We start from the raw sequence: 20,218 nt of genomic DNA, 5'->3' as shown, positions 1-20,218 counted from the left end.
ATTTAAAAACCGAGTTAGAAATAGCTCGGTTTTTTTATGCTTTATTTTGCATTTTGATTATTACAATGGTATGCGGAAAAGTTATTGCTGCTAGAAAAGAGAAGAACATAGCATTAAAAATTTCTTTATCCTTAAAAAGAAAATACAAAATGGCAATTCCAAAGAGTGAAATTATCCAATAGATGAATGCTGATTTAAAATAACGTTTGAAGTTTTTAAAATTATAACTTCCGTATAAAAAATGAATTTGTTCTTTGATAGAAGGAAAACTATGCCATACCACAAAATAGATGGCAAATGCCCAAATCAAATCGGCTGTTTTAAATACAATTGCAAAAATTAATAGGTAAAAGATATTTAGAATTATTTCTGATTTTAATTTAGTGGTTTTTTTGTTAAGTAAAATGCCAGAAATTATCAAAAGTATTCCTATTGCTAATGTTATCAATTTGAAATTTAAAAAATCAATTGAAGTCTTAGAAATTTGAAAAATAATTTGTTTGACTTCCAACTCATGAAATTGAAACAATAAAAAGAGAATAAACAATCCATATATAGTTTGAAAGATTGTTAGTATTGTATTGTTTCCTTTATCTTTAAGTTTATTCCAATGTTGCTCTCCAAAGTGATATCCGCTGAAAAGTATAAACAATACCAAAGCCATAATTGGAAAACTATAAAAAAGTAATGCTCCTAAAATTACAACACCTATATAATAGAGAATGATTTTTTTTAGAGAAATAGTATTTTTTTCCTCATTTATTTTTTGATATAAAGCTAAATCATTGGCACCGTGTAGGATTCCGAATAAGAATATTACTACAAATCCAATAACTTGTTGATGCTTGTGAGAAAAAAACATATTAATCCACAAGGCAAAAAAACTTATTAATATGGCTATCTTGTTGGAATGTGACATAATATTTGCATTTAATTTTGTTTAAAGATATGTAAAAAATGTTAAACACTTTTATTTTTTTTATTTATTGTTTTTTAAATTTGATTAAACAAATAACTTAAATTTTTATACTATGTCAAATTTATTATCAATTTCATTGGTTTCTAAAATGTTGCCAACTGACTATGTTGGATTCACATTTTTTATTGGATGCATGGCTATGATGGCTGCATCAGCTTTTTTCTTTTTATCATTAAGTCAGTTTGATAAGAAGTGGCGTGTTTCAGTTTTAGTTTCAGGTTTAATTACCTTTATTGCAGCGGTTCATTATTTCTACATGAGAGATTATTGGGCAAGTTTTGGAGAATCACCAACTTTTTTCCGTTATGTGGATTGGGTTTTAACTGTTCCATTAATGTGTTTAGAGTTTTATTTAATTCTGAAAATTGCTGGCGCTAAACAATCATTATTATGGAAAATGATTATTTATTCGTTAGTGATGTTAGTTACAGGATACTTTGGTGAAGCTGTAGATCCAGGTAATGCTTGGATTTGGGGATTAGTTTCTGGAATAGCTTATTTCGCTATTGTTTACGAAATTTGGTTAGGAGAAGCGTCAAAATTAGCTGCTGCTGCTGGAGGTGAAGTTCTTGCATCACACAAAATCTTATGTTGGTTTGTACTTGTTGGTTGGGCAATTTATCCATTAGGGTACATGTTAGGAACTGACGGTTGGTACACAGGATTGTTAGGAAAAGGTAATGTTGATGTTGCTTACAACATTGCTGATGCTATTAACAAAATTGGTTTTGGCTTGGTAATTTATAACCTAGCAGTGAAATCTACAAAAGAATAGTTTTAAGTTTTTATTGGTTGAAACCGTTTTGTTCCCATAGCAAGGCGGTTTTTTTATTTAACATATACTAAATAAATATTTTTGTATATTGCTATCCTATTAAACCATAACAACACTATGAAAAAATTTGTTTTATTTACATTAATTGCTCTTTGTAGCATTGCGAGTTATTCTCAAAAGAAAAAATCAACAGTTAAAAAAGCTGTTGCAACTTCTAAAGGAGTCTTAGCCAAAGTTGATAACTTGGTAGCCGAAGTTAAAGCTGGTAATTTTCAATTGACTATTGATGGTAAAGAAGCTATTGTAGTAAAACCTGCTGATGCAAAATTCGCTCCAACTGATGTCAAATTGAAATCATTTACTGCTAGTGGCGTAAAATTATATCTATTGTCTTGGACAGAAAAAACGTTAAATAAAACCGATTTAAAAACAGAGGATATTACAACTGTTTATTCTAATGTTTATGAAATAACCTCAAAAAAGCAAGTTTTTTATAATACCCAATTAACAAATCATATTGTTGAAAAAGTATTTCTTGATCGATTGAAAAACGCTTCAGAAACACAAGAGCGAATGAGAAGAGAAGGTTTTGAGTTTACTCTAAATGCCGATGGAACCATCACTCAAAAAAATAAAACACAAGAAAATAAATTAATTTACGATGCCACCAAAATGGAGTTTGTAAATTCAAAGAAAAAGTAAAAATTAAAAAACCGAGTTAATGAGCTCGGTTTTTTTTTATTCTTGAAAGTATGAATTGTTTTATCTTATGAGAAAACTTTTTATTGACGTGGTTTTCTTGAGTAGCATAACGCATGCATATTATTTCATTAGATTCTGATCCTTCTGTAGTTTGGTCAAATATGTTTTTTTGACACAAATTACAAAATCTAACCTTTTCGTTTGGTGAAAGGTCAAGCCAATTTTCTTGACAAGATTTTGGCATTTTATTGTTCATCAGACTATTGATTTATTTTTATTTCAAACATTTTATCCCAATTCTTACCTGTTACAAAAAAGGTTTTAGTCGCAGGATTATAGGCAATTCCATTAAGGACATCTCTTTCAGCAATAGGTGTAGTTTTGCTTTCTAATTCTGCCAAGTTAATAACTCCTTCTACAACACCATTAGTTGGATTTATTATTACAATTGCATTTTTTTGGTAAACATTACTGTAAATTTTTCCATCAACCCATTCCAACTCGTTTAGCGATTTTACTTTTGTATCTTTTGAGTAAACATTTACATAGTCAACTACGCTCAAATCTTCTGGATTTAACTTGTAAATTTTTTCAGAACCATCTGATTGATATAAATACTTACCATCATTAGTTAATCCCCAACCTTCAATTTTTTTAGCATACGGAAGTTCTTTTATTTTTTTCAATGTTTTGGCATCATAAACAAAAGCAGTAGTTTCTTCCCAAGTAAGTTGGTAAATTTTATCATTTAAGAAAGTAATTCCTTCACCAAAAAAGCGAGGTTCTAAATCTATTTTTAAATCAATATTTCCTGTTTTGTAATTAGTTTTTCTTAAAGTAGATTCTCCTCTTTGTCCAGTTCCTTCATATAAAACACCATTATAAAACTCCAATCCTTGTGTATAAGCTTTGTTGTCATGAGGATAAGTATTTAAAAGTGTAAATTTTAGAATTTTAGGTTCCAAATTTGAAATAACTTCAATTCTTGTCGAATCTAGTTCGGTAGCACCATCATAATGGATAGCAGCTTTTATATTTTGATATCCTAATTTTTGATTCTTTAAAGGAAACGAAAAACTAGAATTACTTTTGCTAGAACCCACTTTTTTATCATTAATGGTATAAACAATACTGTCGATTTTTTGAGTTTTTGGATTATCAACTTCAAGATTTAAAATGTCTTCGGTAGTGTATTGAGCTTTTATTTTGCTCTCATTTATGGTAAAAAAATCTTCATCAGTAGTTTTACAACTGAATGACAATCCTGCTAATAAAATGACAGCTAATACTTTATAATTTTTCATCTGATTTTAATTCTATTTATAGATACAAATGTATTATTTAAGATGTTAATTTCTTGCAAAAATATAAAAAGATTGTATCTTTGCACCGGCAAGTCCTACACGACCAGCTCCTGCAGAATCCTCCAGGATGGGAACATAGCAAAGGTATGTGGTTGTAGCGGTGCGATGTAGGTCGCTTGCCATCTTTTTATTCCGAACTCGTTTCGGAATTTATTTTTTATATTTGTTTGTAATTAAACAAATTAACTTCAACGCTCCTTTAATGAATTTATCTTGGCAAATAGTTCGATTAGAATTAAAGGAAACTTTCTCCATTTCTTACGGAAATTATACTTTTAGAGAAGCACTAATCGTTTCGTTGAAAAGTCACAATAAAATTGGTTATGGTGAATGTACCGCAATTGATTATTATCAAATAAACTTACAAGATTTTGTTCAAAAATTAGAAGTAATTAAAGAGCAAATTGAACTTCAGAAGATACATTATCCTATTGAATTTTATAGTTTTTTATTGACTTTAGACTTGCCAAGTTTCTTGCGTTCGGCATTAGATTGTGCTTATTGGGATTTATTTGGAAAACTAGAGAACAAATCATTTTTAGAATTAAATGCAATTGAAATAAATCAACTTCCTGAATCTTCAATAACTATAAGTGTGGATTCTATTGAAAATCAAATTCAGAAAATAAAGAAATCTTCTTGGAATAAATTTAAAGTAAAGTGTAATCATTTCAATAAAAATGAGATTAAATCTTTACTTGAATTAAATTATGATATTGCCTTAGATTCCAACGGAAGTTTTGATAAAGAAAACTGTATTTGGTTGCAAAATGAAATTACTTCAGAAAAGTTTTCTTACTTGGAACAGCCTATGAAAAAAGGTAAAGAAAATTATGATGTTTTAAAGGCTAATTTACATTCCAATTGGATGGCGGATGAAGATTGTCAAGATATAGCTTCCTTAGAACAATTAAAACCACATTATAAAAGCATTAATATCAAATTAGTGAAATGTGGTGGATTGACTCCAGCAATAGAAATGATTCAAAAGGCTAGAAGTTTGAATTATCAAATCATGATTGGCTGTATGACAGAATCTTCTGTTGGGATTTCTGCTGGTTCGGTTTTAGCACCATTATGTGATTTTGCCGATTTAGATGGAGCCAATTTAGTAGCTAATGATATTGCAAAAGGAAGTCAAATTGTTAAAGGTAGAATCCAAATTTCTGAAAAACCAGGATTAGGAATTTCTATAATCTAAATTAGAATTTCTATCTTTATACCATAATTATTTTAAGATGAAATTTCAGCCAATAGTTCCAATGATTTGGACCAAAGAATTACAAAAAACAGTAGATTTTTACTGTGACATTTTAGGATTTACTTGTGGAAATCAAAGTGAAGAATGGGGTTGGGCAGCCGTCAGCAAAGACGAATGTGAAATTATGATTGCTGAACCAAATGAACACACACCATTTGAAAGACCTTATTTTTCAGGAACATTTTACATAAAGACCGATGATGTTGATACTTTGTGGAATGATTTGAAAGATAAAGTAAAAGTAGCTTACGATATTGAAGATTTTGATTGGGGAATGCGTGAGTTTGCTATATACGACAACAATAGTTATATGATTCAATTCGGACAAGATTTATGGAAAAAGTAGTACTAATTACAGGTGGTTCTTCAGGAATTGGAAAATCTATTGGAGAGTTTCTTCATGCTAAAGGATTTGTAGTTTACGGAACGAGTAGAAACCCTGAGCGAATTCAAGGTTCGGTTTTTCCGTTGATTGCTTTGGATGTTCGAAATGTTGAAAGTATTCAAAATGCTGTTCAAGAAGTAATTTCTAAATCGGGTAGGATAGACGTTGTTATTAATAACGCTGGAGTAGGAATTACAGGACCAATTGAAGAAATTCCGACAGAAGAAATCAAAAACAACTTCGAAACCAATCTTTTTGGACCAATTGAAGTAATGAAAGCGGTTTTGCCACAAATGCGTTTGCAAAAATCAGGTTTGATTATCAATATTACTTCGATTGCCGGATACATGGGATTGCCTTACAGAGGAATTTATTCGGCATCAAAAGGTGCTTTAGAATTAATTACTGAAGCCTTACGAATGGAAGTAAAATCGTTTGGAATTCATATTACTAATGTTGCGCCAGGTGATTTTGCTACTAATATTGCTGCAGGTCGTTTTCATGCACCATTAATCAAAGGTTCTGCTTATGAAATTCCGTATGGAAATACGTTGAAAACAATGGATGAACACGTTGATTCTGGAAGTAATCCAAATGAAATGGCAGAAGCAATTTATAAAATAATTCAGAATCCAAATCCTAAAATTCATTATAAAATTGGCGCTTTTATGCAAAAATTTTCAATCGTTTTAAAAAGAATTTTACCCGATAAAGTGTACGAGAAAATGTTGATGAATCATTATAAACTTTAGCTCTAAGTGAATAATTTGTTTTTTAATTAAACCTTGTAATATTAAAGTAAAGTCAATTCTAAATTAATATCCTTATGGAATTACAACAAAAATATCTTGAGAAACTTCATGCTGAAAAAATATTAGTTGATGTTTACACCGATTATTTCGAAGAATCAACTTATGGTTACATTGTAAAATTTAATGACGATTTCCTTTTGCTGGAGCAATTTACGAGTATAGGTGAAGCAAATGGAATCTGTATAATTAGAAGAGAGAATATTACAAGATTAAGATGGGAAGGAAATGATATTTCTACTACTGAGAGGTTTGTTTTAAAAGAAAAAAGAATTCAGAATCTTTTTGATATTAAAATTGATAATATTCACGAAGCATTAAAATCAGTTTATGAAAAATTTGGATATATTTCATTAGATATTCAAAACATAGATACAGGTATGTGTATAATTGGACAAATTGAAGATATGGATAATGATAGTATTGTTATTTATGAATTTGGAACATATGTTTCTTTAGATAGGAAAAAATTGTTGATGAATATCAGTGATATTTCAAAGATTGAAGCTGGTGGTGATTATGAAAATAATCTAAAAGAAATTTACTCAAAAAAATAATTCTTAAAAGAAATTTTAAATTGTAATTTTGCACCTTAATAAAACACAACTTAACTATATATTATGAAATTTTTTATTGACACAGCCAATTTAAACGAAATAAAAGCGGCACAATCACTTGGTGTTCTTGATGGCGTTACAACCAATCCTTCGTTGATGGCTAAGGAAGGAATTACAGGGAAAAACAATATTTTAAAACATTACGTTGACATTTGTAATATTTGTGACGGAGAAGTTAGCGCCGAAGTAAATGCGATAGACTACGACGGAATGATTAAAGAAGGCGAAGAACTAGCGGAATTACACGATCAAATTGTGGTAAAATTACCAATGACAAAAGAAGGTGTAATGGCTTGTAAATATTTTTCTGATAAAGGAATTAAAACTAATGTAACTTTAGTATTTTCTGCTGGTCAAGCATTATTGGCGGCTAAGGCTGGAGCAACTTTTGTATCACCATTTATTGGTCGTTTAGATGATATTTCTACAGATGGTTTGAATTTGATTCAGGAAATTAGAGAAATCTATGATAACTATGGTTATGAAACTCAAATTCTTGCTGCTTCTGTGCGTCACACTATGCATATTGTAAATTGTGCAAAAATTGGTGCTGATGTTATGACTGGACCACTTTCAGCTATTTTAGGTTTATTAAAACATCCTTTAACCGATATCGGATTAGCTCAGTTTATAGCTGATTTCGAGAAGGGAAATAAGTAAAAGTAAGAAGTTAGAAGTACGAGGTACGAGGTACGAAATTATAAAAAAGGCGATATTCAATTTGAAAATCGCCTTTTTATATTTTCGATATTTTTACTATCAACAAAATACTACTTTAATTCATCCTCAAAGTTGACTTCAAACATGTTTGTAAAACCATTTTTGATTGTCTTGTCTGCATTTACAATTATAGTTCTGTGTACTTTTGTAATGGCCCATTTTGCTCTTATATCTTCAAAATTTACACATTTTAATTCTGTTATATTTCCAAAGTTATATTTCTTTAAATCGGTTTTCCATTGCTCTGTGTTATCATCAAGATTTATAGCAATAAAGTTATAATTTGGATATTTAGATTTTAGTGCCAAAACTTTTTTGTGTGCTGCAATTAAATGCGAGTTAAGTTTTTCTGACCAAAAGAAAAGCACCGTATTTTTCTTGATTAAATCATTTGATAAAATTTTATTTCCTTTTGAATCAATAAGTTGAACTTCTGGCAATGCTTTGCCATCGGTTAATAATTGTATTGCATTCCCAATTTTCAGAATTTCATTTTTCTTACTCTTATCGGTTGAATATTTGTGATAGGTTTTTAGAAATTCAGTGTTATTGACTACATTTTGATCTTCCATTAAATAACGGAAAGCGATGTTATTTAAAACTATATTTTTTACTTTTTCATTTTTTATTAAGGTATCGGCTATGTTTAATTTGTTGATGTTCATTTTTAAAGCCAAATCACAATCAGACAAATGATTATGGTAGTTTATTGCGCCAACATTATTAAGCATGTGGTCAAGATACATTACGAAAGGAGAAAATTCAGTTAATGCTTCATTGCTATAATCTATTTCATCTCTAAAAGCATAATAATCTTTTGGTAATTTAGATAAAACATCCTCTCCAGTTCTCATCTTGTGAATGATAGGATAGATTTCTTTTTTGGTGTAATGAGGAAATTTAACAATACCATTTGCATAGACATCAAATTCTTCGCTCCATTTTATTTCTTCTTTTCTTGAATTGTAAAATTTTTCATTATCAGAATTCGTTTTATTGATGTAAGTATCAAATTTTTCAAAAGGATAATCAAAGGTTTCAAACATTTTGTTCTTATCCTTTTCATTTCTTAAATACATTTCCATTAAGAAATTATTTTTTCGATCACCTCTTCCGCAAAAAATAATAGATTCATCAAAATCTTTTGAATCAATATGAACTTTTATACTATCGTTTTTATCAAAATATACATATTGGTATTCTGGTTCATGTTTGAAAGAATATAAACCAGGAGTCAAAGAATCAAATTTTTTAAAAAAAGTATTGTCTTTGTTTAATGGAATGGTATCAATTACTACATTGTTTTTGCAAAAAAGTACATAAGGATTGCTCGGATTTGCAACTTCACCACCAAAATAGGCAACGTAATCATCACCTGAAAATTCTTTTTTACAAGAACTCATCAGTATTAGAAGGAGTGTAGGAATTAATAATGATTTCATTAAGGGCAAACTTTTCATCAAAAATATTTTTCAAAACAAATGTATATTGTTGTTTCTAAAAACATTGTTAATCATTAGTTAAATAAAAATTAATGCATCGCTCCCAATGAAAAATTAGCAAAACAAGTTCCAAAACCAATGATAAATCCTATTACTGAAAATAGCATAACTTTTAAACCAAGTTTTCTTCTACTTTCAAAAAAGATCATGACGAACCCAACAACAAATGCTATAACACTTATTATTGCTAGAATTATACCAATTGTTACTAATATTTCTTTCATTTTATTTTACCATTTAAAAAGTACAGCACAGGTACCAAAACCAATAATGAATCCAATTATTGAATACTGTAAAATTTGAATACCATCTTTTTTATCTTGTTCTTTTTTTGATAAAACTAAAATAAATCCTACTAACAAACCTATAAGACCAACAAAAGATAATATTCCAGATAAAAAAGTTATTATTCCCATAAAATTAATGTATTCCGTCTAGGCTTAAGTTTGAAAAACATGCTGAAACTCCTATAATTAGAATAATTATTATTGTCAATAAAGAAAACAAAATCATTTTGATAGCCGTTGAATTCGAATCTTTATTTTGAAATAATTTTACAATTCCTGCAAAAAAGGTAATCACACAAACAAAAATTACTACTAAGGCTAATTTGAAAATATGTTCCATACTATCGATTTAACTTTTCTCTAATTTCCTCAATTTTATTATCTCTATAAAACAAATTCATCGTTTCAAAAGGTACTAATTTGTAGCGTTTGTCTACGATATGAACACATGATTTCTTTACAGCTCGAACATCAAAATCACTAGCATCCATGAAATTCATGATAATGATTCTGAACAAGTTATCGTAATGCAAACTATCCGATTTTACTCTCGGCAAACAACACATTAATTCTCCAAAAGTATCCTCAGCACAATCCACCGAAATTCCTGTGCTGAACATCGTTATTAGATGATTTTTCAAATCTTCATCATTTTCATAAACAATGGTATTTTTAGTAGTATTCAATAAATCTTCTGGATTCAATAAATGCGTCATCGGAATTACTTCGCCATCCATTTTTAAAGCATAAGCCATACACAAAGCATCTGGATTACAAGGCACAGGAATCAAATCTTGTGGCGTAAAAATTGGATATTGCTCATAGATTTTTCTTCTAACTTCAGTCAACGTAATTCTTCCTGTCGCATCATCATAATTTTCATTTCGTCCTGCAACTTGAGTCGGTTGAAATGTTACACCACGAACACATTTTTGTTTAACTGCATATTCAAGAATTTTCCCAATTTCATCATCGTTTTCACCTTTTTGCAACGTAATTACTAAAGTTGTTGAAAGATTAAAATGATTCAAATTTTCTATAGCTTTCTTACGAATTTCGGTTAAATCTTCGCCACGTAATTTTTCTAAAACTTCGGGTTTAAAACTGTCAAATTGTAGATAAATTTCAAAATCAGGCATGTAACTTGCGAGTTTTTCTACAAATGAAATATCTTTCGCAATTCGAATTCCATTGGTGTTCAACATCAAATGTTTGATAGGTTTGCTTTTTGCAATATCCATAATTTCAAAGAACTGCGGATGCACCGTTGGTTCACCACCCGAAATTTGAACCACATCAGGTTCGCCTTCATTGGCAACGATTACGTCAAACATTTTTTCAATTTCTTCCAACGTCCGGTGACGTCCATAATTGGGTGCTGACGAAGCGTAACACGTTGGACAAGCCAAATTGCATCTATCGGTAACTTCTACAATCGACAAACACGAATGTTGCTCGTGATCGGTACATAAACCACAATCATACGGACAACCATAATGTACTTTGGTATTGAATTTCAAAGGCACTTCCGATTGCTTGTTGTAGTTTCTAATTTGTTTGTAATATTCAACATCGTCTGCAATCATAGAACGAGAATCGCCATGGGTTTTGCAATGTTTTAGCATCCAAACTTTCTCGTCTTGAAATACAATTTTGGCATCGACCAATTCTAAACAAGTTGGACAAAGTGATTTGGTGTAATCGTAGTATATGTAAGGTCTATTTGGCATTGTTTTTTTAGTTTAACGTTTTTTTTAACCACATAGAAACATAGTTTTGTATCATTTTAAAAGTCGTTTCACTCATTAAAGAATACATAGCTATGTGAAATCCAAGAATTGGACTATCTCTATCTTTTTTCTATGTTTCTATGTGGTTAATTTTTTTTTAAATACAGTTTTAGTAATCTTAAAATAAATCTATAGTAATAAACAAATATAAAAATCGAGCTCCATTGAATGCTACTCAAATGTAAGCATAAAGGTTCATAGGGTTTTATAAATTCAACGGAAAAACGATACAAAAAGTATAAAACCATAAAGAGTTTGAATCGGTCGCCATTAATTAAATTTACATTTTTTATTTTTCTGAAAAGTAGCAAAAGCAACACCATATAAATCATTTCATACAATGCCACAGGATGACGTAATTTGCCATCGCCAAGATTCATTCCGGTGAAGAATGTGGTTTCAATTCCGTAGGTTGGTTCGGCAATTCCCATAGAAAAACAACCAATTCTTCCAATGAAAAGTGCTACGATTATTGGAATGACATAAATATCTCCAGAAGCGGTTTTGACACCAATACATTTCTTAAAAAGTTCTACGCCAAACAATCCGCCAAGGAATCCTCCGGCAACGGTTTTGTTTTGATAGAAAGTGAGTAAGGTTTGATTCGCAATTTCGGAAGGATTTTCAAGCAGCGCCAAAACTCTCGAACCAATTAATGCGCCAACCATAGCACCCAACATAATCCAAAGACGATTGATGTCGGAAATGGAATCGGTAATTCCTTTTTTATGGTAGTAATACAATCGAACACCAATAAAGAATGCCAATGTTTCAAATATAAAATGATAATATACTTTTTCGCCAAAGAAATCAAATTGGAAAGGAAACGACATGAAATGAAATTCTAAATTTTAGCTAATGTAGGATTTTTAATTTGATTGTGGGTACGGATTTATTTTTTTGGCTCAAAGTCAGAAGTTTTGCACAGCTTGTTAAAATAGTTATTACAGGCAAATAAAGACGAATAAAGAATTCAATAATTTAATCTTCAATTGCATCGTCATCAACCTTACTAAAATGAATAAATTTAGACAATTCTTCTGTAGCAACATTCAGTGATTGGGCTGACTTAATAATTATAGAAAGCATTTCCTTCCAATCCTCAGTTCCTAGATTGGTATCGGTTTGCAGTAAAACAGAAATTCCTAAAATATTGGCAACCGATTTTCTAACCTTGTGGCAAATAATATACATCATTTTTTCTAGATTGCTATTAAGCTCTTTGATGCTTTCGTCCTTTTCCTTTTCTCTATTGTTCAGCTTTTTTTTTGCTATCCTCAATTCTTGGGAACATTTTTCCAACTCTTCATGTTGAAGTTGAAGTTCTTTCTGAGCCAACTTCAATTGTTCCAATGTTGCACTATTATCCATAATATGTGTATTTGTAAATTAAATGACTCTTATTGAGTTTTTTACCGTTTTTGAAATGACGAAAATCCTAATTAATGACTACTTAAGAACTTTATCAGGTCATTATCAAATATAACGATAAAAAACCACACTTCTCTAATTAGTTTTACTTGGTTTTAATAAAAACGGAAGAATAATAAAATTGATTTGTAATTTTGCAACCTATAAAACACTCTCAATGACCAAATATTTAAGTTTTGCATTCTTCTTTTTGCTAGTTTCTTGTTCTGGACAGACAAAATTGGGTGAACCCGAAGTTAATCCAACAGAGATTCAAAGTAATTTTATGAATTGGTGGAAGTACCACAATGAAAACATCATGCTTTCAAGAGATTTTACGCCAATTGATGAAAACGGAACCGTAATTGAGAAAAGTGCTTTCTTGAAAACTTTGATGGATGGCAATACGATTCCTATTCGTTTGAAAACTGCTGACACGATTTTCCAATACCAATTGTTTAAACTTTTGCCAAATTCTGATTCTAATATTAAAGCGACTATTGCTCAAGTGTCGTTTGATGAAAACGATAATTTTAACCAAGAAGGCAAACCTTTTCCGAAGTTTAATTTTACCGATTTAGAAGGAAATATAATTTCTAATGAATCTATGAAAGGCAAGATTATGGTGGTGAAATGTTGGTTTATTCATTGTGCGGTTTGTGTGAAAGAAATTCCTTCGTTAAACGAAATGGTTAATCAATACAAAGACCGAAAAGACATTGTTTTTGTAAGTTTAGCCGAAGATACGCCAGAACAATTGAAAGTGTTTTTAGCCAAAAAACCATTATCGTATGCTGTAGTTCCTAACATGAAAAAATACATGAACGAAGTGTTGCAATTGAATGCTTTTCCAACGCATTATATTGTGAATAAAGACGGTAAAATTGTAAAAGTTTTAGCCAACGACCATGCTTTGAAAGTGGCTTTGGAAAAGGAGAGTAGGAAGTAGGGATTTTTGTAGGCATGGATTGTAAATCCGCTATCTAGTTTTTTGGCAGTACTTAATTTAAGCTATTTGGGTATTCTTCAGCAATTATATCTTCAATAGTTTTAGTTTCTGCTTTAGAATTCATTTTTTCCAATAAAGCCAATGTTTCTCTATATTGCATTGCTTCCGGTAAAATTGTAAATTCAGCCTCAAATCCTAATTCGTCAATTTTCTGCTCAATTTCTTCTAAACTAACATTGAAAAATTCTTTTCTGTAGTTTAACATATTAACCTTTTTATTAGAAAACGCTTTATGTAGTTCGCTTTCTAAAGTTCTTGCTTCGTCTGAATAAATCATAGCGTGAACGTCAAATTGAAACGGTACAGAGGCATCTCCAAGTTCTTTAACTCTATCAAGAGGTTCAAGTCTTCTTGTCATACCGATTTTATAAACGTTATCTCCAAACGAACCAATGTTAGAAATTATATAAACATGTCCTCGTTTTGTTTGTTGCGCCATTGACAATGCTCGTTCTTTTTTTTCTTGAGCTATTAATAATTCTTGTTCGAGAATTAAAATTTTAGAATTCAATTCTTCTTGTAATTCGCCTGTTGCTTTTTCAACTTCTTGTCTCGCTTTTAGTAAAGCTCTTTGATAAGTTTCTTCTTCTTTTTCAGCTTGTTTTTGAGCTTGCTCAAATTCACGTCTTGCTTTTTCTTCTTCTCGCAATTCTTCTTGAATAGCTCGCATTTCTTCTTTTTCTTCTTGTCTTTTTGCTTGGAACTCATATTCAAGGGTAATTTCTTTTAATTTAAGTTCGAGAAATTCATAAGAAATACTTACTGAATAACCATCACCAAGTTTATTCAAAGTTTCATATGATTTACGAATACGTTCTTTCATTTGATTAACGTTATTCCATTTTACTTTTGCAATTTGAGAATTACATTCACCATTAAAAGCACGAAGCACTAATTTTATATATTTTTTTGTGGTTGCTCTACCTTTTGTGACACTTCCATCAATTGTCCATTCTGTTCTGCATGTTGCAGCTGTTTCAGATTGAATCATCAATTTTTGTTCTTCAATGATTCTATTTTGTTCTGTTCTGTAGTCTTCTGATTTTTCAAAATCATAGACTGGCTCATAAATTCCAAATTCTATTAAATCTAATTTTGATTCGTATAAACTAACATCTTTTCGAAGTCTTGTGTATGTTTCAAGAGCTGTTTGATAATTTAGATTTAATTCGTCAAAGTCTTTTTGAATGTAATTTATTGACTGTTTTTTGTTTTCAATTGTTGAATTTAATTCGACTTCCTTTTCAGAAATAATTTTATTTAGCTCTTCTTCCTTTTCTGAGATTTCACGTGTTTTGTTTTTAATTAGTAACCCTAATTCAGATTCTTTCTGTAAAATTAGTAGTTCTAATTCTTTCTTTTTATTATCAACTTCATCTTGAACATTAGTAATAGATTTAAACTTTTCAAGTTTCTCTTTTAAAGTTCTTATTTCTTCAAACTCTTTCTTTTTTAGAAAATCAAATAATCCCATAGTTCAAAATTTATGATAAGTTTTGTCTTTTTTTTTGTGTAATGTTGTAAGTATTATTAGATTATGTTTATTTTTTCAAATTTGTTAAAGTGCCTAAAAGCTTGTCTTCTTTTGCTTTTATCTCATCACAAAGTAATTTTAAATTGTCATATTGAGAGTCCAAACTTATAATATAATCTTCTACTGCATTTTCGTGAATCTCTGCTGTTCTAATAGCGTTACATTGTTTTTCGGAATATTCTTCTTCAGAAATTTGTTTAAGCGTTTCATAGTATTGTCTATTTGTAATGTTGGAATCAGCAAATGCCTGAGAATTCCATGTTTCACTTATGTCACAGTAACACTCATAAGTCAGTTTAAAATCTTCAACTAATCCTAAATTTCTAAAAAACTTTTCAGAAAGAATTTCACGTCTTGATTTTTCCACTTGAATATTTTCAGCAACAAAAATCATTTTCTGATTTGAATTTTTTCTAAATAATCCTTTTATAAATTCTCTCATTTTATAGGGTTTTGAAATTATTACTCACAATTCATAAACAGACGCAATATAATTATCACATCCATCACAAATATACCAAATTCCTACAAACACCAACCGCGTACTTTTACCTGTTTATCAACAAAATGTTGAGCAAAAGTGCTTAGAAAAAAACTGAGAACGGAGCACTGAAAACTGAACACTTTTCACTACTTTTGCACCGAAATTTAAACATAATAAAAATGCTTACTGTATCTAATTTATCAGTTCAATTTGGTAAAAGAATCTTATTTGACGAAGTAAACACCACGTTTGTTCAAGGAAATTGCTATGGCGTAATTGGTGCCAATGGTGCTGGAAAATCTACGTTTCTTAAAATTCTTGCTGGCGATATTGATCCTACTTCTGGTCGTGTAATTCTGGAACCAGGAAAACGTATGTCGGTTTTGAATCAAAATCACAACATGTTTGATGAACATACGGTTTTAGAAACAGTAATGATGGGTAACAAAGTACTATTTGCAGTGAAATCTGAAATGGATGCTTTGTATGCCGATTATGATGATAAAAATGCTGATAGAATAGGTGAGTTGCAAGTGCAATTTGAAGAAATGAACGGTTGGAATGCCGAATCGGATGCTGGTTCGATGCTTTCAAACTTAGGCATTGGTTCGGATTTGCATTATACTTTAATGGCCGATTTGGAAGGAAAACTTAAAGTTCGTGTGTTATTGGCGCAAGCACTTTTCGGAAATCCTGATGTTTTGGTAATGGATGAGCCAACAAACGACTTGGATTTTGAAACCATCACTTGGTTAGAAAATTTCCTTGCTAATTATGAAAATACGGTAATTGTAGTTTCGCACGACAGACACTTTTTGGATTCGGTTTGTACGCACATTTCGGATATTGATTTCTCAAAAATTAATCACTATTCTGGAAACTATACGTTTTGGTACGAATCTAGTCAGTTAGCTGCAAAACAAAAAGCACAACAAAATAAGAAAGCCGAAGAGAAGAAAGCCGAGTTGGAAGAGTTTATCCGTCGTTTTAGTGCGAATGTGGCAAAATCGAAACAAGCTACTTCTCGTAAGAAGATGATTGACAAATTAAATCTTGATGAGATCAAACCATCAAGTAGAAGATATCCTGCGATTATTTTTGATGTTGAAAGAGAAGCTGGAGATCAAATTTTACATGTTCAAAACCTTGCTGCATCAGTTGATGGTGAAGTGTTGTTTAAAAATGTAGATTTGAACATGGCGAAAGGCGATAAAGTAGTTGTGTTTTCAAAAGATTCACGTGCTACAACTGCTTTTTATGAAATCTTAAACGGAAATCAAAAAGCCGATGAAGGAACGTATGATTGGGGAATTACAACTACACAATCGTATTTACCAAACGACAACCATTCTTTTTTTGAAGACGGAAGTTTGAATTTAGTAGATTGGTTGCGTCAGTTTGTGAAAACAGAAGAAGAGCGTGATGAAGTTTACGTTCGTGGATTCTTAGGGAAAATGATTTTCTCTGGAGAAGAAGCTTTGAAAAAGTGTACGGTGCTTTCTGGAGGTGAAAAAGTACGTTGTATGTTATCAAGAATGATGATGATTCGTGCTAACGTTTTAATGCTAGACGAACCAACAAATCACTTGGATTTGGAATCGATTACAGCATTCAACAATTCGCTAAAAAACTTTAAAGGTTCGGTTTTGTTTACAACGCATGACCACGAGTTTGCGCAAACGGTTGCCAACAGAGTTCTAGAAATTACACCAAACGGAGTTATCGACAGATACATGACATTTGATGAATATCTTGACGATGACAAGGTGCAAGAGTTGAGAAAGAAAATGTACAACTAAGTACGAAGTACGAAGTTTGAAGTACGAAGTGCTAAATAAAAAAGAAGTCTAAATTTATGTTTTAGACTTCTTTTTTTTAATCGTATTTTTTATGTTTCCAACGTTTGTGTGTCCACAAGTAAAATTCTGGAGCTTCGTAGATTTGTTGTTCTACTTTTCTCATAAAATTTTCTGATAGTTTGTAATCTGGAATGGATTTTACATCATCAGAAAGCACTTCGAAAGAAGCTTCATAATAGCCGCGTTTTACTTTCTTTACTTTTAAGAATATTACTTTCATATCATATCGTTTCGCTAGCATTTCAGCTCCAACATGAATAGGAGTTTGGATTCCTAGAAAGCTATCCCAATACATATTATCGGATCTTCTTGGAGTTTGGTCACTTGCAAAACCAAAGATTCCTAATACTCCATTTTTTGCATTTTCTTCAATACAATTCTTGGTTTCTTTGGTAGTAATTAGGTAGGCTTTAAATTTTGCTCGAATATTTTTTACTAATTTATCAAAATACGGATTTGCAATTTTTTTATAAATTCCATATCCTTTGAAGGTAATGTGATTGTTCATCGATAAAACCCATTCGTAACTGGCATAATGTGCGCACATTAAAGCTATACTTTTTCCTTTTTTTTCTAAATCTAAATAAACATCAAGATTAGAATAACTAAATCTTTTATTAATTTCTTTTTCAGAAATTGACATTGTTTTTATCATCTCAAGAAACATATCGCACAAATGATGGTAGGATTTTTTCTCAATAATCAATCGTTCTTTTTCGGATAAATGAGGAAGAGCAAGGGCAATATTTTCTCTAACTGTTTTTTTTCTGTAACCAATTACACGATAGATTAAAAAATAAACTAAATCAGAAAACAAATATAATATCGGAAATGGCAGAATTGAAATTAGCCATAGAATAGGGTAGACAAGAAGGTAAATTAAAAACTGCATTCGTTTATTTTTATGCAAATATACAGTTTCTGATAATTTAACAACTTTGGTTTAACAAAACCTAAAGAACAATTCTTATTTTTACGAAAAATAGTTTGATATGGAGTACAATTTGTTTTTGATTGGATTGATTGCGATAAATGTTGTGATTAGTTTTAAAGGGTTTGATGACTTATCTTTTTTTAGAAAGTATCAATTTCATGTTGGAAGTATTCGATCTGGAGAGCAGATTAGAATGATTTCGTCAGGATTTCTTCATGTTGATATTGGTCATTTGGCTTTTAATATGTTATCACTTTACTTTTTTGCACCTGTTGTATATGGAATTCTTAATAATTTTTCATTCATATTAATCTATTTTGCGAGTCTTATCTTCGGAAGTCTTCTTACGATGATTTTTCATAAAGATGATTATAGTTATAGTGCAGTTGGAGCTTCTGGAGCAGTAATGGGAATTATTTATTCAGCAATTTTATTGGATCCAAGTTTAGATATCTATTTCTTTTTTATACCAATTCCAATTCCAGGTTACATTTTTGGGATAGGATATTTACTTTATTCAATTTATGGAATGAAAGCAAAAAGCGATAATATTGGACACACAGCACATTTTGGAGGAGCTATTGGTGGCTACTTATTTACATTAATGAAAAAGCCTTCTTTGTTTATGGATAATACATTTATGGTTGTGATTTTAGCAATTCCAATTATTATTTTATTTGTAATGGCTAAACGAGGCAAGTTATAATTGGCACGGCTTTTGGATATTAAATTTTTATAAAACATACTATTATGAAATCGCCACTAATATCTAGTTTGTTGCAAACAATTGAAAATCAACGAACACCGATGAAAAATAAAACAATTGTGAGATAAACTCCAATAAGTAAAGGCGATAACATATATGACCGCTAACAAATCAAATTTTACATATATGAAAAAATCAATTTTAATTTTAATGACATTTATTGCTACGATGACACAAGCACAAGAACAAAAACAAATTCCTCAAGTATCTGTATCAGGAGAAGGTAAAGTTATGGTAAAACCAGACCATATAGTTATAAATTTTGGTGTTGAAAACACTGGAAAAGATGCAACAGAAGTAAAGAAACTTAATGATGAAACGGTTGATAAAGTTGTAAAATTCGTAAAGAAATTTGGTATTCCAACTTCCGATTTTCAAACTACAAGCGTAAGTTTAAATAGAAATTACGATTACGAAAAAAAGAAATATAATTATCAAGCTTCGCAGACTATAAGTATTACCTTAAAAGATATTACAAAATATGACGCTTTAATGATGGGATTGGTTGATAATGGTATTAATAACATTAGCGATGTTGAATTCAAATCGTCTAAAATTGAAGAATATAAATCTGAAGCTAGAAAACTTGCGATGAAAGATGCAAAGCATAAAGCAGAAGATTATGTTTCAGTTTTAAATCAAAAAATTGGGAAAGCTATTCTTATTTCAGATAATACTCAATCTTATTATGCGCCGCCTGTTATGTACAAAGCCGATATGATGGTTGCTGAAGCAGGTGTACCAAGAGAAACCCTTGCAGTTGGTGAGATTGAAGTTTCTGCCAATGTTTCTGTAAGTTTTATTTTAGATTAATTTATCTCTTATATAAAATAAAAAAACTCCTCATTTAGAGGAGTTTTTTGTTTTTTAATTATGTTGTCTTTTTTATCTTTTTAATGAGAAATGGGCTTTAAATTGTTTCATTACACCAGCTTCAGGATAGTCAACTGTAAACCAGTAATCCGTTGATGGCATTAGGTTTCCGTTGTAGGTACCATCCCATCCTTTGCTTGCTGGACTGATTTGTTTAA

Annotated in this window: 24 protein-coding genes and 1 other RNA gene; 12 read left to right on the top strand and 13 right to left on the bottom strand. The window is 30.4% G+C overall.

Annotated features, from left to right (window positions below):
- Nucleotides 1-34: 34 nt before the first annotated feature.
- Nucleotides 35-919 (bottom strand): Brp/Blh family beta-carotene 15,15'-dioxygenase, encoded by an 885-nt coding sequence (locus ABD771_RS04170; RefSeq protein ID WP_345091026.1) that lies wholly within the window; start codon nucleotides 917-919, stop codon nucleotides 35-37.
- A 112-nt stretch (nucleotides 920-1,031) separates the two neighbouring features.
- On the opposite strand from ABD771_RS04170, the gene ABD771_RS04165 reads away from it, so the two are divergent.
- Together ABD771_RS04165 and ABD771_RS04160 are read left to right on the top strand one after the other, a co-directional pair.
- The gene (locus ABD771_RS04165) at nucleotides 1,032-1,754 is read left to right on the top strand and encodes a bacteriorhodopsin-like (protein ID WP_298305247.1); all 723 of its coding nucleotides are present in this window, start codon (nucleotides 1,032-1,034) and stop codon (nucleotides 1,752-1,754) included.
- Nucleotides 1,755-1,871: 117 nt separating this feature from the next.
- Nucleotides 1,872-2,456: a hypothetical protein gene (locus ABD771_RS04160; RefSeq protein ID WP_345091023.1), complete on the top strand. Its 585-nt coding sequence runs from the start codon at nucleotides 1,872-1,874 to the stop codon at nucleotides 2,454-2,456.
- A gap of 260 nt (nucleotides 2,457-2,716) precedes the next feature.
- Here ABD771_RS04160 and ABD771_RS04155 read toward each other — a convergent pair whose 3' ends face one another.
- A complete protein-coding gene (locus ABD771_RS04155; RefSeq protein WP_345091020.1) occupies nucleotides 2,717-3,760 on the bottom strand; it encodes a glutaminyl-peptide cyclotransferase in 1,044 nt (347 codons plus the stop codon).
- Between the two features lie 86 nt (nucleotides 3,761-3,846).
- Here ABD771_RS04155 and ffs point away from each other — a divergent pair.
- The 6 genes from ffs to fsa all read left to right on the top strand — a co-directional run bounded on the left by ffs (nucleotide 3,847) and on the right by fsa (nucleotide 7,552).
- Nucleotides 3,847-3,944: signal recognition particle sRNA small type (gene ffs, locus ABD771_RS04150), an RNA gene on the top strand.
- A 78-nt stretch (nucleotides 3,945-4,022) separates the two neighbouring features.
- On the top strand, nucleotides 4,023-5,021 hold the full coding sequence (locus ABD771_RS04145; protein ID WP_345091017.1) for an enolase C-terminal domain-like protein: 999 nt from the start codon (nucleotides 4,023-4,025) through the stop codon (nucleotides 5,019-5,021).
- Nucleotides 5,022-5,058: 37 nt separating this feature from the next.
- Nucleotides 5,059-5,427 (top strand): bleomycin resistance protein, encoded by a 369-nt coding sequence (locus tag ABD771_RS04140; protein WP_298305262.1) that lies wholly within the window; start codon nucleotides 5,059-5,061, stop codon nucleotides 5,425-5,427.
- Nucleotides 5,415-6,218, top strand: a complete 804-nt coding sequence (locus ABD771_RS04135; protein ID WP_345091014.1) for an SDR family oxidoreductase — start codon at nucleotides 5,415-5,417, stop codon at nucleotides 6,216-6,218. Before ABD771_RS04140 ends, ABD771_RS04135 begins: the two co-directional genes overlap by 13 nt.
- A 74-nt stretch (nucleotides 6,219-6,292) precedes the next feature.
- The gene (locus ABD771_RS04130) at nucleotides 6,293-6,832 is read left to right on the top strand and encodes a hypothetical protein (protein WP_345091011.1); all 540 of its coding nucleotides are present in this window, start codon (nucleotides 6,293-6,295) and stop codon (nucleotides 6,830-6,832) included.
- A gap of 63 nt (nucleotides 6,833-6,895) precedes the next feature.
- A complete protein-coding gene (gene fsa, locus ABD771_RS04125) occupies nucleotides 6,896-7,552 on the top strand; it encodes a fructose-6-phosphate aldolase (RefSeq protein ID WP_345091008.1) in 657 nt (218 codons plus the stop codon).
- Between the two features lie 110 nt (nucleotides 7,553-7,662).
- Here fsa and ABD771_RS04120 read toward each other — a convergent pair whose 3' ends face one another.
- The 7 genes from ABD771_RS04120 to ABD771_RS04090 all read right to left on the bottom strand — a co-directional run bounded on the left by ABD771_RS04120 (nucleotide 7,663) and on the right by ABD771_RS04090 (nucleotide 12,562).
- Nucleotides 7,663-9,054, bottom strand: coding sequence for a TlpA family protein disulfide reductase (locus ABD771_RS04120; RefSeq protein WP_345091006.1), 1,392 nt, complete (start codon nucleotides 9,052-9,054; stop codon nucleotides 7,663-7,665).
- Between the two features lie 89 nt (nucleotides 9,055-9,143).
- Nucleotides 9,144-9,338, bottom strand: coding sequence for a hypothetical protein (locus ABD771_RS04115; protein WP_345091003.1), 195 nt, complete (start codon nucleotides 9,336-9,338; stop codon nucleotides 9,144-9,146).
- Between the two features lie 6 nt (nucleotides 9,339-9,344).
- Nucleotides 9,345-9,530, bottom strand: coding sequence for a hypothetical protein (locus tag ABD771_RS04110; protein ID WP_345091000.1), 186 nt, complete (start codon nucleotides 9,528-9,530; stop codon nucleotides 9,345-9,347).
- A 4-nt stretch (nucleotides 9,531-9,534) separates the two neighbouring features.
- Nucleotides 9,535-9,741 (bottom strand): hypothetical protein, encoded by a 207-nt coding sequence (locus ABD771_RS04105; RefSeq protein ID WP_345090997.1) that lies wholly within the window; start codon nucleotides 9,739-9,741, stop codon nucleotides 9,535-9,537.
- Nucleotide 9,742: 1 nt separating this feature from the next.
- Nucleotides 9,743-11,131 (bottom strand): radical SAM protein, encoded by a 1,389-nt coding sequence (locus tag ABD771_RS04100; RefSeq protein ID WP_345090994.1) that lies wholly within the window; start codon nucleotides 11,129-11,131, stop codon nucleotides 9,743-9,745.
- 146 nt (nucleotides 11,132-11,277) lie between these two features.
- Nucleotides 11,278-12,024, bottom strand: coding sequence for a prolipoprotein diacylglyceryl transferase (locus ABD771_RS04095; RefSeq protein ID WP_345090991.1), 747 nt, complete (start codon nucleotides 12,022-12,024; stop codon nucleotides 11,278-11,280).
- Between the two features lie 148 nt (nucleotides 12,025-12,172).
- Nucleotides 12,173-12,562, bottom strand: a complete 390-nt coding sequence (locus tag ABD771_RS04090; RefSeq protein WP_345090988.1) for a hypothetical protein — start codon at nucleotides 12,560-12,562, stop codon at nucleotides 12,173-12,175.
- Between the two features lie 217 nt (nucleotides 12,563-12,779).
- Between ABD771_RS04090 and ABD771_RS04085 the strand changes: the two genes are divergently transcribed.
- Nucleotides 12,780-13,550, top strand: coding sequence for a TlpA family protein disulfide reductase (locus ABD771_RS04085; RefSeq protein WP_345090983.1), 771 nt, complete (start codon nucleotides 12,780-12,782; stop codon nucleotides 13,548-13,550).
- 52 nt (nucleotides 13,551-13,602) lie between these two features.
- On the opposite strand, the gene ABD771_RS04080 is transcribed toward ABD771_RS04085, so the two are convergent.
- Nucleotides 13,603-15,084, bottom strand: a complete 1,482-nt coding sequence (locus tag ABD771_RS04080; protein WP_345090980.1) for an SNIPE associated domain-containing protein — start codon at nucleotides 15,082-15,084, stop codon at nucleotides 13,603-13,605.
- Between the two features lie 67 nt (nucleotides 15,085-15,151).
- Nucleotides 15,152-15,586, bottom strand: a complete 435-nt coding sequence (locus ABD771_RS04075) for a hypothetical protein (RefSeq protein ID WP_345090977.1) — start codon at nucleotides 15,584-15,586, stop codon at nucleotides 15,152-15,154.
- Nucleotides 15,587-15,807: 221 nt separating this feature from the next.
- On the opposite strand from ABD771_RS04075, the gene ABD771_RS04070 reads away from it, so the two are divergent.
- Nucleotides 15,808-17,427 carry an ABC-F family ATP-binding cassette domain-containing protein gene (locus tag ABD771_RS04070; RefSeq protein WP_345090974.1) on the top strand — a complete coding sequence of 540 codons (1,620 nt, stop codon included), beginning with the start codon at nucleotides 15,808-15,810 and terminating at the stop codon, nucleotides 17,425-17,427.
- A gap of 76 nt (nucleotides 17,428-17,503) precedes the next feature.
- Here ABD771_RS04070 and ABD771_RS04065 read toward each other — a convergent pair whose 3' ends face one another.
- Nucleotides 17,504-18,379: a lysophospholipid acyltransferase family protein gene (locus ABD771_RS04065; RefSeq protein WP_345090971.1), complete on the bottom strand. Its 876-nt coding sequence runs from the start codon at nucleotides 18,377-18,379 to the stop codon at nucleotides 17,504-17,506.
- Between the two features lie 100 nt (nucleotides 18,380-18,479).
- Between ABD771_RS04065 and ABD771_RS04060 the strand changes: the two genes are divergently transcribed.
- Together ABD771_RS04060 and ABD771_RS04055 are read left to right on the top strand one after the other, a co-directional pair.
- Complete coding sequence (locus ABD771_RS04060; RefSeq protein ID WP_345090968.1) at nucleotides 18,480-19,127, top strand: rhomboid family intramembrane serine protease; 648 nt, start codon at nucleotides 18,480-18,482, stop codon at nucleotides 19,125-19,127.
- 186 nt (nucleotides 19,128-19,313) lie between these two features.
- Nucleotides 19,314-20,000, top strand: a complete 687-nt coding sequence (locus ABD771_RS04055) for an SIMPL domain-containing protein (protein ID WP_345090965.1) — start codon at nucleotides 19,314-19,316, stop codon at nucleotides 19,998-20,000.
- A 72-nt stretch (nucleotides 20,001-20,072) separates the two neighbouring features.
- On the opposite strand, the gene ABD771_RS04050 is transcribed toward ABD771_RS04055, so the two are convergent.
- Nucleotides 20,073-20,218: T9SS type B sorting domain-containing protein (locus tag ABD771_RS04050; RefSeq protein WP_425556446.1), on the bottom strand; the 146-nt coding region annotated here is incomplete at its 5' end.

The organism is Flavobacterium chungnamense, from assembly GCF_039539165.1.
GTDB classification, from domain to species: domain Bacteria; phylum Bacteroidota; class Bacteroidia; order Flavobacteriales; family Flavobacteriaceae; genus Flavobacterium; species Flavobacterium chungnamense.
The sequence above is the reverse complement of the archived record's forward strand: the minus strand, read 5'-3'. Positions and strand labels throughout refer to the sequence as shown.

Excerpts from the sequence above, each read along its gene's own strand:
- ABD771_RS04170 (WP_345091026.1), bottom strand. The coding sequence starts at position 919 with ATGTCACATTCCAACAAGATAGCCATATTAATAAGTTTTTTTGCCTTG.
- ABD771_RS04165 (WP_298305247.1), top strand. The coding sequence starts at position 1,032 with ATGTCAAATTTATTATCAATTTCATTGGTTTCTAAAATGTTGCCAACT.
- ABD771_RS04160 (WP_345091023.1), top strand. The coding sequence starts at position 1,872 with ATGAAAAAATTTGTTTTATTTACATTAATTGCTCTTTGTAGCATTGCG.
- ABD771_RS04155 (WP_345091020.1), bottom strand. The coding sequence starts at position 3,760 with ATGAAAAATTATAAAGTATTAGCTGTCATTTTATTAGCAGGATTGTCA.
- ABD771_RS04145 (WP_345091017.1), top strand. The coding sequence starts at position 4,023 with ATGAATTTATCTTGGCAAATAGTTCGATTAGAATTAAAGGAAACTTTC.
- ABD771_RS04140 (WP_298305262.1), top strand. The coding sequence starts at position 5,059 with ATGAAATTTCAGCCAATAGTTCCAATGATTTGGACCAAAGAATTACAA.
- ABD771_RS04135 (WP_345091014.1), top strand. The coding sequence starts at position 5,415 with ATGGAAAAAGTAGTACTAATTACAGGTGGTTCTTCAGGAATTGGAAAA.
- ABD771_RS04130 (WP_345091011.1), top strand. The coding sequence starts at position 6,293 with ATGGAATTACAACAAAAATATCTTGAGAAACTTCATGCTGAAAAAATA.
- fsa (WP_345091008.1), top strand. The coding sequence starts at position 6,896 with ATGAAATTTTTTATTGACACAGCCAATTTAAACGAAATAAAAGCGGCA.
- ABD771_RS04120 (WP_345091006.1), bottom strand. The coding sequence starts at position 9,054 with ATGAAATCATTATTAATTCCTACACTCCTTCTAATACTGATGAGTTCT.
- ABD771_RS04115 (WP_345091003.1), bottom strand. The coding sequence starts at position 9,338 with ATGAAAGAAATATTAGTAACAATTGGTATAATTCTAGCAATAATAAGT.
- ABD771_RS04110 (WP_345091000.1), bottom strand. The coding sequence starts at position 9,530 with ATGGGAATAATAACTTTTTTATCTGGAATATTATCTTTTGTTGGTCTT.
- ABD771_RS04105 (WP_345090997.1), bottom strand. The coding sequence starts at position 9,741 with ATGGAACATATTTTCAAATTAGCCTTAGTAGTAATTTTTGTTTGTGTG.
- ABD771_RS04100 (WP_345090994.1), bottom strand. The coding sequence starts at position 11,131 with ATGCCAAATAGACCTTACATATACTACGATTACACCAAATCACTTTGT.
- ABD771_RS04095 (WP_345090991.1), bottom strand. The coding sequence starts at position 12,024 with ATGTCGTTTCCTTTCCAATTTGATTTCTTTGGCGAAAAAGTATATTAT.
- ABD771_RS04090 (WP_345090988.1), bottom strand. The coding sequence starts at position 12,562 with ATGGATAATAGTGCAACATTGGAACAATTGAAGTTGGCTCAGAAAGAA.
- ABD771_RS04085 (WP_345090983.1), top strand. The coding sequence starts at position 12,780 with ATGACCAAATATTTAAGTTTTGCATTCTTCTTTTTGCTAGTTTCTTGT.
- ABD771_RS04080 (WP_345090980.1), bottom strand. The coding sequence starts at position 15,084 with ATGGGATTATTTGATTTTCTAAAAAAGAAAGAGTTTGAAGAAATAAGA.
- ABD771_RS04075 (WP_345090977.1), bottom strand. The coding sequence starts at position 15,586 with ATGAGAGAATTTATAAAAGGATTATTTAGAAAAAATTCAAATCAGAAA.
- ABD771_RS04070 (WP_345090974.1), top strand. The coding sequence starts at position 15,808 with ATGCTTACTGTATCTAATTTATCAGTTCAATTTGGTAAAAGAATCTTA.
- ABD771_RS04065 (WP_345090971.1), bottom strand. The coding sequence starts at position 18,379 with ATGCAGTTTTTAATTTACCTTCTTGTCTACCCTATTCTATGGCTAATT.
- ABD771_RS04060 (WP_345090968.1), top strand. The coding sequence starts at position 18,480 with ATGGAGTACAATTTGTTTTTGATTGGATTGATTGCGATAAATGTTGTG.
- ABD771_RS04055 (WP_345090965.1), top strand. The coding sequence starts at position 19,314 with ATGAAAAAATCAATTTTAATTTTAATGACATTTATTGCTACGATGACA.